Source organism: Pseudomonadota bacterium, from assembly GCA_030860485.1.
Taxonomy (GTDB): Bacteria; Pseudomonadota; Gammaproteobacteria; order JACCXJ01; family JACCXJ01; genus JACCXJ01.
Genome location: JALZID010000170.1, coordinates 1 through 15,255, shown reverse-complemented (window position 1 = coordinate 15,255; position 15,255 = coordinate 1). Strand labels below are relative to the sequence as shown.

At 65.2% G+C, this 15,255-nt stretch carries 12 protein-coding genes; 5 read left to right on the top strand and 7 right to left on the bottom strand.

The window, feature by feature from the left end; all coding sequences use genetic code 11:
* Nucleotides 1–167: 167 nt before the first annotated feature.
* The 5 genes from M3461_09330 to gspE all read right to left on the bottom strand — a co-directional run bounded on the left by M3461_09330 (nt 168) and on the right by gspE (nt 4,562).
* Nucleotides 168–407 carry a hypothetical protein gene (locus M3461_09330; protein MDQ3774541.1) on the bottom strand — a complete coding sequence of 80 codons (240 nt, stop codon included), beginning with the start codon at nt 405–407 and terminating at the stop codon, nt 168–170.
* An 18-nt stretch (nt 408–425) separates the two neighbouring features.
* The gene (locus M3461_09325) at nt 426–932 is read right to left on the bottom strand and encodes a GspH/FimT family pseudopilin (GenBank protein ID MDQ3774540.1); all 507 of its coding nucleotides are present in this window, start codon (nt 930–932) and stop codon (nt 426–428) included.
* Nucleotides 898–1,332, bottom strand: a complete 435-nt coding sequence (gene gspG, locus M3461_09320) for a type II secretion system major pseudopilin GspG (GenBank protein MDQ3774539.1) — start codon at nt 1,330–1,332, stop codon at nt 898–900. Before gspG ends, M3461_09325 begins: the two co-directional genes overlap by 35 nt.
* Before the next feature lie 258 nt (nt 1,333–1,590).
* Nucleotides 1,591–2,811 carry a type II secretion system F family protein gene (locus M3461_09315; GenBank protein ID MDQ3774538.1) on the bottom strand — a complete coding sequence of 407 codons (1,221 nt, stop codon included), beginning with the start codon at nt 2,809–2,811 and terminating at the stop codon, nt 1,591–1,593.
* A gap of 2 nt (nt 2,812–2,813) precedes the next feature.
* Nucleotides 2,814–4,562: a type II secretion system ATPase GspE gene (gspE, locus tag M3461_09310; GenBank protein ID MDQ3774537.1), complete on the bottom strand. Its 1,749-nt coding sequence runs from the start codon at nt 4,560–4,562 to the stop codon at nt 2,814–2,816.
* 570 nt (nt 4,563–5,132) lie between these two features.
* Between gspE and M3461_09305 the strand changes: the two genes are divergently transcribed.
* Nucleotides 5,133–5,945: a heme-binding protein gene (locus M3461_09305; GenBank protein ID MDQ3774536.1), complete on the top strand. Its 813-nt coding sequence runs from the start codon at nt 5,133–5,135 to the stop codon at nt 5,943–5,945.
* A gap of 101 nt (nt 5,946–6,046) precedes the next feature.
* Here the strand turns inward: M3461_09305 and M3461_09300 are convergent, their stop codons facing one another.
* Nucleotides 6,047–7,315 carry a 6-phosphofructokinase gene (locus tag M3461_09300; protein MDQ3774535.1) on the bottom strand — a complete coding sequence of 423 codons (1,269 nt, stop codon included), beginning with the start codon at nt 7,313–7,315 and terminating at the stop codon, nt 6,047–6,049.
* A 224-nt stretch (nt 7,316–7,539) separates the two neighbouring features.
* Here M3461_09300 and M3461_09295 point away from each other — a divergent pair, with 224 nt between their 5' ends.
* The 4 genes from M3461_09295 to M3461_09280 all read left to right on the top strand — a co-directional run bounded on the left by M3461_09295 (nt 7,540) and on the right by M3461_09280 (nt 14,588).
* Nucleotides 7,540–9,057: a M48 family metalloprotease gene (locus M3461_09295; protein MDQ3774534.1), complete on the top strand. Its 1,518-nt coding sequence runs from the start codon at nt 7,540–7,542 to the stop codon at nt 9,055–9,057.
* 251 nt (nt 9,058–9,308) lie between these two features.
* Entirely contained in the window at nt 9,309–11,918 is a 2,610-nt protein-coding gene (locus M3461_09290; protein ID MDQ3774533.1) for an MMPL family transporter, read from the top strand.
* A gap of 1,126 nt (nt 11,919–13,044) precedes the next feature.
* A complete protein-coding gene (locus M3461_09285) occupies nt 13,045–13,275 on the top strand; it encodes a hypothetical protein (GenBank protein ID MDQ3774532.1) in 231 nt (76 codons plus the stop codon).
* 662 nt (nt 13,276–13,937) lie between these two features.
* Nucleotides 13,938–14,588 (top strand): MarC family NAAT transporter, encoded by a 651-nt coding sequence (locus M3461_09280; GenBank protein MDQ3774531.1) that lies wholly within the window; start codon nt 13,938–13,940, stop codon nt 14,586–14,588.
* A 65-nt stretch (nt 14,589–14,653) separates the two neighbouring features.
* Here the strand turns inward: M3461_09280 and M3461_09275 are convergent.
* Nucleotides 14,654–15,255 (bottom strand): DUF547 domain-containing protein (locus M3461_09275; protein MDQ3774530.1); only part of this gene is annotated, 602 nt, incomplete at its 5' end.

Below are 15,255 nucleotides of genomic sequence, written 5' to 3'. Positions count from 1 at the left end.
TCTGAATGGACGGATGCGCGGCCTACCCTAACCCGACCTAATGGTGCCGGCTACTTCTCCTTTTCATATTCCGCAGGCTCGCCCTCATCGAACCAGTCGTATTTTGATATTACCCCAACCCGGCTACCGGCGGCGTTACGCCGCCCATTGGGTCGCGCCGTGAGCACTCAAATGAAGAATAGGTAGGCGATCCGGGTATGCCTTACTTCAGGAAGGCCAATTCTTAGTGCGCCATCGAAGGCGACTGGATTAATGACAGTTCGGGTCACAGAGGGAATTCCATCCAACTCAACGGCTTTGGCAACAAGCGCACCCTCGGAGCGCCCGTGATAGATATCTGGCGCAGATGGTGATTCAACGATGTATACGAAGAACCGAAGCGCTTGCGTAGTTTCAGCTTCGGCCATGTAAAGCCCAACAGAAAGTTACGAAGACCCCGTGTAGATCGCGATGCGGCCGGTCAGCCAGCTCACGTCCACGATGAAGCGCCGCGCGCCGGAACCGAGCGCGATCTGCCCGCCGGTGCCGGTCCCGTCGGGATAGAAGCGGATCGAGCCGACGCCGCGGGAGCGGCGTTCGGAGCGCGCGGTCGTCAGCTTGACCTGCAGGTCTTCGGGCAGCGCCCGCCATCTAGAACCGCTCACCCGATAACGCCGGCGCTCCGTATCGAGCGTCAAGAGCACCTCGGCATGGCGGGTGACCGCGCGACTCCGCGCGTAACGCAACGCGGAAGCCAGCTCGCGCGCGGCGCTCCTGATCTCGGCTGCCGCCAGGGCCGCGGACAGCCGCGGCGGCACCAGCGCCAAGAGCAGCCCGGCGAGGGTGAGCACGATGATGATCTCGATGAGTGTAAACCCCGCCGCGCATCGCGCCCGCCCGCCCCGAGCCAAAGTCAGGTCACTCCCAGCTCGCCACATCCTTGTTCTCGCCATCTCCCCCCTCGGCGTTGTCGGCCCCCAGGGAATAGAGGTCGAACTCCCCATGCTGGCCGGGAAAACGATAGGCGTATTCGTTCCCCCATGGGTCCTTCGGGACCTCCTTTTTCTTGAGATACGGACCGGTCCAACCCTCGGCGTTACTGGGCTGCTCGACCAGGGCCTTGAGTCCCTCGTCGGTCGTCGGATAACGCCCGATCTCGAGCTTGTAGAGGTCCAGCGTGGCAGCAAAATCCTGGATCTGCAGACGCGCCGAGTCGGACTTGGCGCTACTCAGGTATTTCATGACCCTGGGCCCCACGATGCTGCCCAAAAGCCCCAGGATCACCAGCACCACCAATAACTCGATCAGCGTAAAGCCCCGCTCGCGCCGCTTCGTTTCAATCTTGCCCTTCATTCATCAATCTCCAAGATCCCAGATATAACACTTACGGCTACGAATCGCCCTTTTTTGTTCCCCTCACCCTAACCCTCTCCCGGAGGGAGAGGGGATCAAATGCAGAGATTCGTGACCGTGGCCAGTATAGGAGCGCACGGTCGTGCGCCTCTACCGTCACCGTCGGCGGACCTCACGAGGTCCGGATGACCCTTGCTGCATAGACCCTCGGCACACGCGACGAGTTGCAGCCCCCTAGCTTTTTTGTTTTTCGGCCCATCAGAATGCCAGCTCGTTGACGCTCAAGATGGCCACAAGGATGGACATGATGATGGCCGCGATCACGAGGCCAAGCCCCAGGATCAAGGCCGGCTCGAGGAGGGCCATGACGCGTTTGATGGCGCTCCGGACCTCCCGATCGTAGACCTCGGAGACCTGTAGCAGCATCTCCTCGAGTTGCCCGGTCTCCTCACCGACCCGCACCATGTGGACCGCGAGCCTCGGGAAGGACGGGACCTCGAGCAAGGGCTCGGCCAGCCCGTGCCCCTGCTTCAGGCGCTCCACGACACCATCCATGGCCTCCGCCAGCACCCGGTTGTCGAGCGTCTCTTTGACGATCGAGAGCCCGGTCAAGAGCGGTACGCCGTTGCTGAGGAGCGTCCCCAGCATGCGGCTGAAACGCGCCACCTCGATCTTGGTGATCAAGTCCCCGGCGAGCGGCAGGCGCAGGAGGCGCGCGTCCCAGCGGTAGCGCGTCGCGGGAACCGCGAGCTGCCGGCGGAGGTAAAAGACCAGGCCCACCACCCCGAGCGCAAACAGCCACCCGTAGCTCCGGAGACCATCGCCGACGAAGATCACGACCTGGGTCGCGAACGGCAAGGCCTGGCCGGCGTCGTCGAAGAGCTGCTGAAACTGCGGCACCACATAGACCAAGAGGACGAGCACCGACAGCAGCGCGACGCCTAGCAGGATGGCCGGGTAGACGAGCGCCGAGGTCACGGTCTCGCGCAGCTCGCGCGCCCGTTCCAGATATTCCGAGAGCCGCATGAGCACGGTCTCGACCGCCCCGCCGGCCTCGCCGGCCTTGAGCATGCTGAGATAGAGCCGCGAGAACACCCCGGTCTGGGCCTCCATCGCCGCGGACAAGGTGGCGCCGCCGTGCACCCCCTCCCGGACCCGGATGAGCAGTTGCTGGATGCGCTCATCGGCCGCGATCTCGATCAGCACCTCCAACGCCCGATCCAGCGACAGGCGCGCCCGCATGAGCGTCGCCAGCTCCTGGGTCAGGATCGCGAGCTGCGCCTGGGAGATGCGCCGCCCCCGCAGCTTAAAAGAGAAACGCGGGCGGTCGCCCTTGGCCTCGCCACGCTCCTCGGCCCGGATGGGCACGTAACCCAGGGCCTGCAAGCGCTCGATGACCGCATCGCGGCTCTGGGCGTCCATCTCGCCTTCCGTGACCTCACCCTCGGGGCTCGCGGCCTTGTAGCGATAGACCGCCATCGTCAGGCGTTGGTCACCCGCAGCACGTCTTCGAGCGTGGTGACGCCGGCCAGGGCCTTCTCCACCCCGTCCTGGAACATGGTGCGCATGCCCTCGGAGATGGCGATGTCCTGCAACTGACCCGCGTCCGCGTGCTTCAGGATGAGACGGCGGATCGGATCGCTGATGGTCAGGAATTCCAGGATCGCGGTGCGCCCGCGGTATCCGGTCCCGGAGCATTCGGCACACCCGACGGCCTGGTACAGGACCACGGGTCCGCTCGGGACATAGCTGCGCAGATCCTTATCCTCGATGAGCTCGGGCAGGGCCTCGTTAGGACGCCGGCAATGCCGGCACAAGGTGCGCACCAGGCGCTGGGCCAGGACCCCGTTGACGGTCGAGGTCAAGAGGTAATCCTCGACCCCCATATCCAGGAGACGCGTCACGCTGCTGCCGGCGTCGTTGGTGTGCAGGGTGGACAGCACCAGGTGGCCGGTGAGCGCCGATTGCACAGCGATCTCCGCGGTCTCGAGGTCGCGGATCTCGCCGATCATGATGACGTCGGGGTCCTGCCGGACGATGGAGCGCAGGGCGTTCGCGAAGTTGAGGCCGATCTGGGGCTTGACCTGGATCTGGTTGATGCCCTCGAGCTGGTACTCCACGGGGTCCTCGACGGTCAGGAGCTTGCGATCCGCGGTGTTGAGCCTTTTCAGCGCCGCGTACAGGGTGCTGGTCTTGCCGCTGCCGGTCGGGCCGGTGACGAGCAGGACCCCGTGCGGCAGGGACAGGACCTGGAGGAAGGCGTTGAGCACTGGGCCGCCGAAGCCGAGCGGCCCGAACTCGAAGCTGATGGCCTGCTTGTCGAGCACCCGCATGACCACGCTCTCGCCGTGCAGGGTCGGAACGCTCGACACTCGGAGGTCGATCTCCTTGCCCTGCACGCGTAGCTGGATGCGGCCGTCCTGGGGCAGGCGGCGCTCGGCGATATTCAGCCGGGCCATGATCTTGATGCGCGAGATCACCGCGGCGGTCGAGCGCGCCGGCGGGGCCTCGACCTCGTGCAACACGCCGTCGATGCGATAACGCACCTTCAAGCGGTTCTCGAAGGGCTCGATGTGGACGTCGGAGGCGCGCGACTCGATGGCGCGTTGAATCAGGTGATTGACGAGCCGCACGATCGGCGCCTCGCTGGCGAGGTCCTTGAGGCGCTCGATGTCCTCGGGTTCGTTGGCATCGGGTCGCGCCTCGATGTCATCGACGATCTGCCCGAGCACGGTCTTGCCGCTGCCATACAGCCGTTCAATGGCCCCCAGGATCTCCGATCCGAGCCCGAGCGCCGGTTTAACGGGCTTGCCGTAGGCCAGCTCCAGGGCATGCACGATGTAGCGGTCCTGCGGCGCCGTCATGGCCACCAGGAGCCCGTCGGGGTCCTCCCGCACCGGCACCACGCGAGCGGACTTCAGGAACTTGACCGCGACATGCTCTTCACACAACGCCGCCTCGGGATAATCCGCCGCGCGGATGAGCGGCAGATCCAGCAGTACCGAAAGCGCCTCGGCCAGATCGCGATCCGAGATGAGCCCGAGCTTGACCAGCATGGCGCCCAGGTATTCGCGGCTGCTGTGGGCGAGCCGGACGGCGTTTTCCAGGCCCTCGCGGGAGACCTTGTGGTTGGCGAGGAGGTATTCACCGAGGCGCGCGGGGGATGATGGCGGCGCGGCCTCCGGCGTCGCGCTCGGTGGCTCATGTCGTAAGACGGCTAGTGTGCTCATGGCTGGCGCATCCTCATCATTCGCGGGATCGACGACCGTCCCGTTCGTCTTCTCGCGCGCAGGTCTTGGAGAATTCCTCCCCAAGTGGCGGCGGATGCAATGCCCGCGCCCTTTCCAAGACGGCACCGCTGTCCCAAGGGTTGCCGGACGCGAACGGCACCCGTTCCCGCCGTGCCCAAGCCCGTGCTGGGCACGGCCGCGCGACCCGACGCACAGGCTGGATCCCCGAGTCGGACAATAAGCCGTCGAGACCCAGCGACGGCTATTGTGCGGGAGCCCCTGTCGGAGGTCCAGACAAGGGCAAGTCTATTCCGCTCCTTAGACCCCAATCTGTGAAATATTCACGGAATCACCGATCGGCCTTGCCGCCGCCGATCGGCGACCGCATAATCGCGGTGGGCTCGCACGCGCCGCCATAGGCAGACAAACGGCCAAACGGCAGAGACAAGAGAGCCCGAGGTGCTCAGTACCAATGAGAAACAATCCGGAACAACCAATCAGGAGCTATCACCGATGTCAAACGTTTCAAAAACAACACGAATCGCATCCGCCGCGCTTGGGGCGGGCCTCATGCTCACCCTGGTGTCCGAGACGGTCTCGGCGACGAGCAACGGGTGCAACGGGCTGCCCAGCCAGGACGATTTGAAGACGGCACTCTTAGGTGCCGTAGGTAGCTCGAACGGCGGGCTCAACAACAACATGTGGGCCACCATCGTCAACGCCGACGGGGTCGTCTGTGCGGTGGCGTTCTCGGGGGCGAACCGCAAGCAGCAGTGGTTGCTGAGCCGCGTGATCGCGGCCCAGAAAGCCTATACCGCGAATGGCTTGAGTCTCCCCGCCGGGACCCCCAAGGGAAACGATACTGAGATCGCGCTGTCCACCGCCAACCTGAACACCGCGGTAAACCCCGGTGGCAGCCTGTATGGCCTGCAGCACAGCAACCCGGTGGATCCCGAGGAGGCCTATGCGGGCGGCCCCGGTAGCTTTGGCACGGCCAATGACCCGATGGTCGGCGAGACGATCGGCGGGGTCAACGTCTTCGGCGGCGGGCTAGGGCTCTATAACGCGGCTAGGCAGCGCGTGGGCGGCGTGGGCGTCAGCGGCGATACCTCCTGTGCCGACCATGTCATCGCCTGGCGGGTCCGCGATGCGCTCGGCCTAGACAACGTCCCGGGCGGCGTGGCCGCAGGCACGGACAACATCATCTTTGACCTGACCTCGATCGAAGCCAGCCCGGCCGGCGCCGGGACCAATACCGGCGGGTTTAACAGCCCGAGCGGCTTCGGCCACCCGACCTGCCTCGGTGACGCCGATGGTCCGGGCGACGGTGACTCGGAATCGCTGGGCCAAAACCTACCAGTCAGCAATCCGATCGGTCCCTAGGGACTCGCAGGCACGATTCGCGAAATCCGGCAGCGACGAGCCCAAGACGAGCCGCCGGATCCGTCCGGCGGCTCGTTTTTTCGCTCGTTTTGTTTCCGGCGTTACTTAGCGGGCTGAAACGTGGCCGCCAGGCGCTTCGGCACCGCCTCGTTCTTCAGGTGCACATAGCGGGGTAGGCCGTTTTCGTAGGGCGGATAGTCCTCGCCCTGGATGAGCGGCGCTAGATAGCGCCGGCAGGCGGCCGTGATCCCGTAGCCGTCCTCGCCGATGTACTCGCGCGGCATCTTCTTCTCGACATTGGCCACCTCGGAAAGGCGCGCCTCGCCGATCTCCCAGACATAGGGGCTGTCGCTCTTGCGGACGATGGTCGGCATGACGGCGTTCTTGCCTGCGACCGCGAGCTCCACCGCGGCGCGCCCGAGCGCATAGGCCTGCTCGACATCGGTCTTGGAAGCGATGTGGCGTGCGGCGCGCTGCAGATAATCGGCCACCGCCCAGTGGTATTTGTAGCCCAGGGCCTCTTTGACGATGCGCGCCAGGACCGGGGCCACACCGCCCAGTTGCTCATGACCGAAGGCGTCGCGGGTGCCGGCCTCGGACAGGAACCCTCCGGCGGCGTTCTTGATGCCCTCGGAGGCCACGATCACGCAGTAACCCTCGCGGTCGACCGCCTCCTTGACGCGCTCGAGGAAACGCGGCTCATCAAAGGGGACCTCCGGGAACAGGATGAGGTGCGGGGCGTCGCCGGGATGCTCCTGCGCCAGCCCGCCGGCGGCCGCAATCCAGCCCGCGTGCCGGCCCATCACCTCCATGATGAAGACCTTGGTCGAGGTCTTGGCCATGGAGGCGACATCGAAGGCCGCCTCGCGTACCGATACCGCCACGTACTTGGCGACCGAGCCGAACCCCGGACAGGTGTCGGTGATAGGGAGATCGTTGTCCACGGTCTTCGGGATCCCGATGCAGGTGAGGGGATAAGAAACGGACTGTGCCATCTGGGTGATCTTATAAGAGGTATCCTGGGAGTCCCCCCCGCCGTTGTAGAAGAAATATCCGATGTCGTGCGCCCTGAAGACGTCGATGAGGCGCTCGTATTCGGCGCGGTTCTGCTCCAGGCCCTTGAGCTTGTAGCGACAGGAACCGAAGGCGCCGGCGGGGGTATGGCGCAAGGCGGCGATCGCCTCGGGCGACTCGCGGCTGGTATCGATGAGGTCCTCGGTCAGCGCACCGATGATCCCGTGCCGCCCGGCGTACACCGCGCCGATTTTGTCCGGGTGACTGCGGGCCGTCTCGATGAGCCCGCAGGCGGTGGCGTTGATCACCGCCGTCACACCGCCCGATTGTGCATAGAACGCGTTTCTCGCCGTCATCGCGGGATCCTCATGGCCCGGTCCTGACGCGCCCGACCGCCATAAAATAAAAGAAGATTGGCCCGCCGGGGTGCGATACTACCTGCTGCACCGGCCGAGGCCAAGCGCCCCCTGAGCACAAGAAATCACCGGAACTTGACATCCGGACTCAAGTCTACAAGCCTTTGTCCGGCACGCGCGAGGCCATCGCCCATCAGAACTAGGTGCCCATCAAAACGAGACCCTTGACTCTTCACCCCCTTCACCGCCGCCCCTCGCTCCTGCGCGCGGGCTGCCTGGTCATGGCCCTCCTCGCCCAGCCCGCCACGGCACAGGACCTACCGGATTTCGGCGATTCCGCGGGCGGGGTCATCTCACCCGAGGCGGAACGGCGTCTCGGGGAAGACCTGCTGCGCCACCTGCGCAGTCACGCCCACCTCATCGAGGACCCCGAGATCGAGGCCTATGTGGGATCACTGGGCACGCGCCTCGTGACCCAGACCGACTACCGCGCAGAGCACCCGTTCACCTTCTTCCTGGTCGATGACCCGGCCATCAATGCCTTCGCGGCCCCCGGTGGGTTCATCGGGATCCACAGCGGTCTATTCCTGCACACCCAGGCCGAGGCGGAGCTGGCCGGGGTCCTGGCGCACGAGATCGCGCACGTCACCCAGCGCCACATGGCGCGCAGCTTCGAGCGCGCCTCCCAACTCAGCATCCCGGTGGCGGCGGCCATGCTGGGCGCGCTCTTGCTCGGTACGCAGAACCCCGAGGCCGGACAGGCGGCGCTCGCGGCGATCTCCGCCGGGAGTGTCCAGAATCGGATCGACTTCACGCGCGCCAACGAGGAAGAGGCCGACCGGGTGGGGATGCAGACGCTCGTCCGCAGCGGCTTCGACCCCATGGGCATCCCGGCCTTCTTCGAGCGCCTGCAACGCGCCAACCGCCTGAGCGAAAACGCCGAGTTACCGGAATTCCTGCGTACCCATCCGGTGACGGTGTCCCGCATCGCCGACGCCCGCAGCCGTGCCGACCAGCTCCCGCGCGGGAACTACCAGGACGGCATGGGTTTTTATCTCATGCGCGCCAAGCTTCAGGTATCGGCCGTGCAACGGCCGACCGCCGCCGTCGAGTATTTCGCGACCCGGAGCAGGGGCCCGAGCGGCGGCGCGGGACAGGCGGCCCGTTACGGCTATGCCCTGGCGCTCACCAAGGCCGCCCAGTACGACAAGGCCCGCTCGGAGATCCAGGCGCTCTTGCGGGCCGATGGCGAGCAGCCGGCCTATCTCCTGGCCGCGGCGCGCCTCGACCTCGCCGCCGGCCGCACCGCGGCGGGCCTGGAGATCTATCGCAACCTGTTGGGCCTTTATCCCGGTTACCGGCCGGGCGTCCTCGGCTATGTCGAGGCCCTGGTGGCAGCCGGCAAACCCCGCGATGCGCTCAAGGTGCTGGGCGATTACGCCCGGGATCACGAACGCGATCTCACCTATTACCGCCTGCTGGCGGAAGCCGAAGGCAAGGCCGGTGCGGCGGTCGAGGCTCAGATCGCAATGGCCGAGCTGCGTTTTCTCTCAGGGGAGACGGAGCTGGCCTGTGAACAACTGCGCTTCGCCCAGCGTTCCCGAACCACCGATCATTACCAGCGCGAGCGCATCGCGGCGCGGCTCAAGGACCTGGCGCGACAGCTCGCCCGCGAGCGCGAGGAAAGAGACGAGAGCGACTGGATCGTGCGCCGGGGGCCGTGCACGATCGAACCCGGTTGACCTGAGCCCTCGGCGAGGAGATCCCACCGCGGAGTTCCCGGCGCCACCCAGGCACCAGACGCCGCGCCCCGATGTTCCGATAGCCCACCCGCTACCCATGGCGCCCGCGCGAAGCCGGCGCGTGCGCACGCACGGGGCGCAGCTTGAAGTGCCCGCCTTCGCAATGCCGCGCGGAGCACGTAACATACCGGGCTTTGAGCACGGTGGGGGAGTGCATGAGCCCGGTCCTGAGGGCCCTGAGGGGTATGTTCGTGTCCGCGGTGATATGGCTCGTCGAGACCTCGGCGCGCGCCACGCCGCTCCTCCTCCCCGCCATCCTGCTGCTCACCGGCGGCCTCCTCTACTACACCAAGACCCATCTCGCGCTCAACTCGAACACCGCCGAGATGCTCGACCCCAACCTCCCGTTCCGCCAGATGGAGCGCGAGCTGGAGCGGGCCTTCCCTCAGCTCGCCGACAACATCGTGGTGGTGGTCGAGGCCGAAACCCCGGCCGAGGCCGGCGATGTGGCGGATGCCCTGGCCGAGCGCATCCGGCTGAACCGGGAGGTGGTCGAGTCCGTCTACCAGCCGGGCGGCGGTCCGTTCTTCGCGCAGCATGGGCTCCTGTACCTGGATCGCGACGCGCTCTGGGACCTGGACGAGCGTTTCGCCGAGGCCGAACCCTTCCTCGGTACGATGGCCGAGGACCCGAGCCTGCGCGGCCTCTTCACCATGCTGGGCCGGGCTTTCGGCGAGGACCTGGGCCGCGACAGCCAGGCGATCCTCCAGAAGGTCCTGGACCGGATCAGCCAAGTCATCCAGTCGCCGCTGGAGGCCGCGCGGCCGGTGTCCTGGCGCGAGGCCTGGCTGTCCGAATCACGGCCTGCTGGCGTCCCCAGACAGAGCTTCCTCCTGGTGCGGCCACGACTCGATTTTACCCGCCTCGAGCCCGCCGACAGGGCACTCGACTACCTGCGCACGCTCGCGGCCGATCCCGAGCTCATGCGTCCCGGGACGCGCGTCCGGCTCACCGGCTCGGTGGCCATGCAGAGCGAGGAGCTGGCCAATGTCGCCGCGGACGCCTGGCTCACCACCGGGCTCTCATTCGGGCTCGTGTGCCTGACCTTGTTCCTCGGCCTGCGTTCACCGCGCATGGTCGTGTGCATCCTGGTGACCCTGGTGGTGGGCCTCGTCTGGACCGCCGCCGCGGCGTGCTTCGTGATCGGGGCGCTCAACCTCATCTCCGTCAACTTCGCCGTGCTCTTCATCGGGATGGGGGTAGATTTCAGCATCCAGTTCGCAATGCGTTATCGCGAGGAGTTCGACCGCGAGGACGAGACCGCGGTCCAGGCCCTGACGGATGCCAGCGCCGGCGTCGGTGGGGCCCTGACGGTCGCCGCCGTCGCGGCCGCGGTGAGCTTCGTCGCCTTCGCGCCGACGAGCTACCGCGGCCTCGCCGAGCTCGGGATCATCGCCGCCATGGGCATGGGGATCGCGCTGTTCTCGTCGCTCACCCTGCTGCCGGCGCTCATCGCCGTGTTCCCCCTGCGCGCGGTGTACAAACGGCACGGCCTGAACCCGCTGGCCTGGCTCGGCAGGCCGCTGGTGGTGCATCGACGCGCGGTGCTCTTAGGGGTCCTGGCGCTCACGCTCGGGGCCTTGAGCCTCGCCCCCAAGGTGGAGTTCGACTTCGATCCCCTGAACCTGCGCGACCCGACCACCGAGGCGGTCGCGACCTTCAAGGACCTCTTGCGCGACCCCGACACCAGCCCCTACACCATCCAGGTGCTGGAGCGGGATCTGGAGGCGTCCCAGGCGCTCGCCACGCGCCTCGAGGCGCTGCCCGTGGTCGACAAGGCCGTGACCTTGGCGAGCTATGTCCCCGAGGACCAAGAGCAGAAGCTCGAGATCATCGCGGACATGAACCTGGTCCTGGCGCCTCTCGTCGTGGATAGTGATCCGCACGAGGCGCCCCCGCCGGAAAAGACAATAGCGGTGCTCGAGTCGTTTCAGTCCCAGATCGCGGAGCTCCAGACCAAGACCGAGGATGCGGCCTTTGCCGCGAGCCTGGGCCGGTTGGGCGAAGCACTCTCGGGACTGCGTGCCAGCGCGGACTGGGACCGCGACCGGCTCCGGGCGATCGAGCCCCTGATCATCGGGGACTTCCCCACGGTGTTGAGCCGGCTCCGCCAGCTCCTGTCGGCGGGTCCTGTCACATTGGAGGACCTGCCCGCCGAGCTCCGCGAACGCTACCTGGCACCGGATGGGCGGGCGCGCATCGAGGTGTTTCCCAAGGCCGATCTCAGCGATCGCCAGGCGCTGCGGGACTTCGTCGCGGCCGTGCGCTCCGTGGCCCCCCACGCCACCGGCTCACCGGTCGCGCTGCTCGAAGGCGGGGATGCGGTGATCGAGGCCTGTCTCATCGCCACGGGCCTCGGCCTCATCGCCACCGGGGTCCTGATGCTCCTGGTGCTGCGGAGTCTATCGTTCGCCTTCCTGTCCTTCGTGCCCCTGGTCCTCGCCCTCATCCTGACCGTGGGCAGCTCGGTGGCCTTCGCACTGCCCTTCAATCTCGCCAACATCATCGCCCTCCCCCTCCTCATCGGGCTCGCCAACGCCTACGGGATCTATCTGGTGATGCGCAAACGCGCCGGCGGCGACGTCGTGCAACTATTCCGCGGCAGCACCCCGGTGGCGGTCCTGTTCAGTGCGCTCGCGGCCATCGTGTCCTTCGGCACGCTCGGGATCGCGCGCCACCCGGGCATGGCCTACATGGGGATCCTGATCACCCTGTCCCTGAGCTACGCGGTCGTGTCCTCCATCGTGTTCCTGCCGGCCCTGATGGCGGTATTGGATCAAAGGCGCGGTGGGGCCCGGTGAGGAACCCGTACCAGAAAATCCCTACCCCGCCAGCGTTGCGCATGCAAGCGTCCAGCACCATCATCACAGCATTCCCTACCGTCGGTCCTTTCTGAGCTCATTGAATATCTCCGCTCGCCACGGGCGCATAGCGAGGATCACCCTGTAGCCGGTTCGCTGATGCAACGGTAAGTGCCGGTCCTCCTAGTTCAGCTCATCGAGCTGGCCGAGCGCTCGTGACAAAACGGATGAAGCGCTCGGGGATGCGTTGGCGCCATACCGGGGGCCAAGCCATCTTGACGCTGCGCGCCCTCCACCAAAGCGCGCGCTTCGAGCGTGGCTGGAAGTTGTTGTCCGGGACCTACAAGCGCCGTCGTGATCCCCGAAAACGTCGTCCTGTGGAGTGGGAAGAGGCGCAGCCAAAGGGTGCAGGCTTGTGTCTCGCAGAAGTTAGCTGAATAGTCACGCATCACGCATCTTGCCCGAAAAATCGGACTAGGGCCTCCCGTACTACCGCAGACACTTGCGGGTTGGGCTCTTTCGCGAGCTTTCGCTTCGTGGTCTCTTGGATGATGAGCTCATACAGTTCCGGCGGTAGCGTCACTGTCACCTTCACGTAGGCAAATTTTTCTCCGTGAGGCCGGCTGGGTATGAGTCGGCCTTTTTCACCTCGTATGCGGCGCTGGACCCGCCGCCGTTCCCCATGTTGACGCCGACGAGGTGTTGGGGGGACTTCATTACCAGATCCCTTTGCAGGTGCGGAGTTACGAGCCAAAGTTTCGTCTCCAGGTGAAGGTTGACATGCAACTGTAGCGGGAATATTGCTGCCTTCTTAAAGCACAGAGAAGGTTTGATGAAAAGAAGATTTCGGAAATATGTGAAAACAATGGGATATTTCTTTACCTTGTCCCCCTCGACGTGATACCGGAGGGTGCTACCGGTCTCACGGCCTCGCCCGGTACGTCCGACGGGTGTCTAAGCATTTGATTTACATAAATTAGCTAGCTGGTGATTAAAAGGTGACCGAAGTAATCGGCGCGCGTAATCCTGCTGCCTCGCAGCAATTTTCTGACAAGTTTTTAACAGGGTTATCCACAGAATTTGTGCATAACCGGCCCCCATACCGTCTGACCATCAGACCATCAGAGTGTGCGATTGGCTTCGCCATAGATGCTACGTAGCGACCACGCCCCCCGCTGTACCGCTAGCGCACCCATGCCACTTCCATTCAGCCTATTCTTGCCTCGGAGCACCGGCCCCCACCCTGCCCGGCAAGGTGGATGCCCTGCCCCTCGGCGCGGCCACGGTCGCCGTGCTCAAGGACAAGCGCGTGGCGCGGCAGGGGACATTCACCGGGGCGCAGGAGGTGGAGCCGTGATCGAGGGCGGGCGCCGAGGCCGACGCAAGGGCACAAGCGGTGACCGGCGAAGCTGTCGAGACCGGAGGCCCGGCCTGCATGAGGGGCTCCGGCGATGGTCGAGGGATGGGGAGGGGCAGAGGACGCCGAGCCCGACCGCCGGTGGAGGCCGCGTCGCCATCCGTGAATCCGGCGGCCAGACCGTCGCGGTAGATACCTGCTGAGGCTATAACCTGCCCGAGGGCAAGCCTATGCCGAGCGCTACGACGGCCCTGGGTGCGTTGTGACGGCGGTCCCGCCGCTTCCCCAGCCACCCAGAGTCCCTTAAGGATCCAACCATTCGATGTCCGTCCGATTGGCTGGGTGGGAAGCCATGTGCAGGGCAATCGAATGCTTCCCAGGACGCATATATCCCGAGCGACGAGCGGCCGCGCCCTTTGCCCTGGGTTGCATCGAGGTCGGTGCGCCAACATACTACGACCTGCCCAGTGTGGAAGACGACGCCGTCCAGCACGCGGCCTAACCCGCTCACCCCGCTTTCGTCTCCTCGACGGTACATGCTGAATCTGCGCATCGTCGCTGGCCGTCCCCCGGCTGGGTGAAACCACTCCAACTCATTTCGTTAAAGCTGCTGGCACAACAGAGCAGCCAATCGAATGCCAGACCCAGCATCAGCTCCACCGGTGATCCAGTTCGTCGAACACTTTCTCGGCGCGTTCGCGGCCATCTTCCCGATAGTCAATCCGTTCAGCACCATGCCGCTGTTCCTGAGCCTCACCTCTGGCATTTCCGCTCCCAAGCAGCGGTATCAGGCGCTCAAGGCATCGATAATCGCCGCCGTGATCATGCTGGTCGTGCTGTACATCGGTGCGGTGGTCCTGCATTTCTTCGGGATTTCGATTGGGGCGTTGCGTGTCGCCGGGGGATTGATCGTGACCTACATCGGGTTCGGCATACTGTTCCCCAGCGCGACCCCGACTCCGGGCACAGCACCCGACAGCAAGAAGGACGATTCGGATCTGGATTTCGCATTCATGCCGCTGGCATTCCCCAGCCTCGTAGGGGCCGGGACGATGGCGGTGGTCATGAGCATGACAACCCACGCCGGCGCGCTGCCGGATATTACGCACCGACTCTTGTCGTACGCGGCGGTCAGCCTCTCGATTCTGTTGGTCGCGCTGGTGACCTGGCTGGTGCTGCGGACCTCCACCAAGCTCCTGCACCTGCTGGGACCGCGCGGGCTCGACGCCATGACTCGAATCATGGGATTGCTGCTGGTGTGCATCGGGGTGCAGTTCGTCGCGACGGGGATCAGGAATTTCGTTTCGGAATAAGTCGTCCGGCACACGAAGGTCTCCAACGCGCGGAGACGCCGGCGAGCAGCCGGCTAAGTTCTTTGTCATGTCAGCGAATCTGGTCGAGTCGATCGCTCATGTTGCCAAAGACGCCTAACCCTTCCATCGAGCGGACATGCCCCCCCGGCAAGCCGGTCGGGGCCGAAATCCTCCGGGTAGAAATCGAGTAGCTCGCTCACATACACGGTCCTCTGCGCCTGATCGACACGCAGGTTGCGCGTATCGGAAAAGAACCTTCGGGTCTCCCGATCCAGCTCTTCCTCCAGGTCGCGCGCCGTGAACGGCGCCCGCGGGAGGATGGGACAGCCGCGCGCGCTGCAATTGAGAGCGAAATGGACGCGCGGCTCACCGAGCTTGCGGATCACATCGTTTTCGAAGGCATAGAGCGACATGAGCCGCCCGCCGACGACGAGCTTCTTGAGATAAAAGAACCGCACCTTGCGCCAACCGGCATGGGTCTCGGGTATGCCGGAATCGAGCACGTTGTACATCGACAGGGCGTTATAGGCGTTGATGTAGTGGGCCAGGCGCTCATGGCCCGCGGGGAAATCGCCGAAGGGCGTGTCCGCCACATGGATCACATAGGCTTCGAGGTCGGCACGATCGCGCGCCAGCGCGGAAAAATCCACCTCGCCGCGATCGTTCA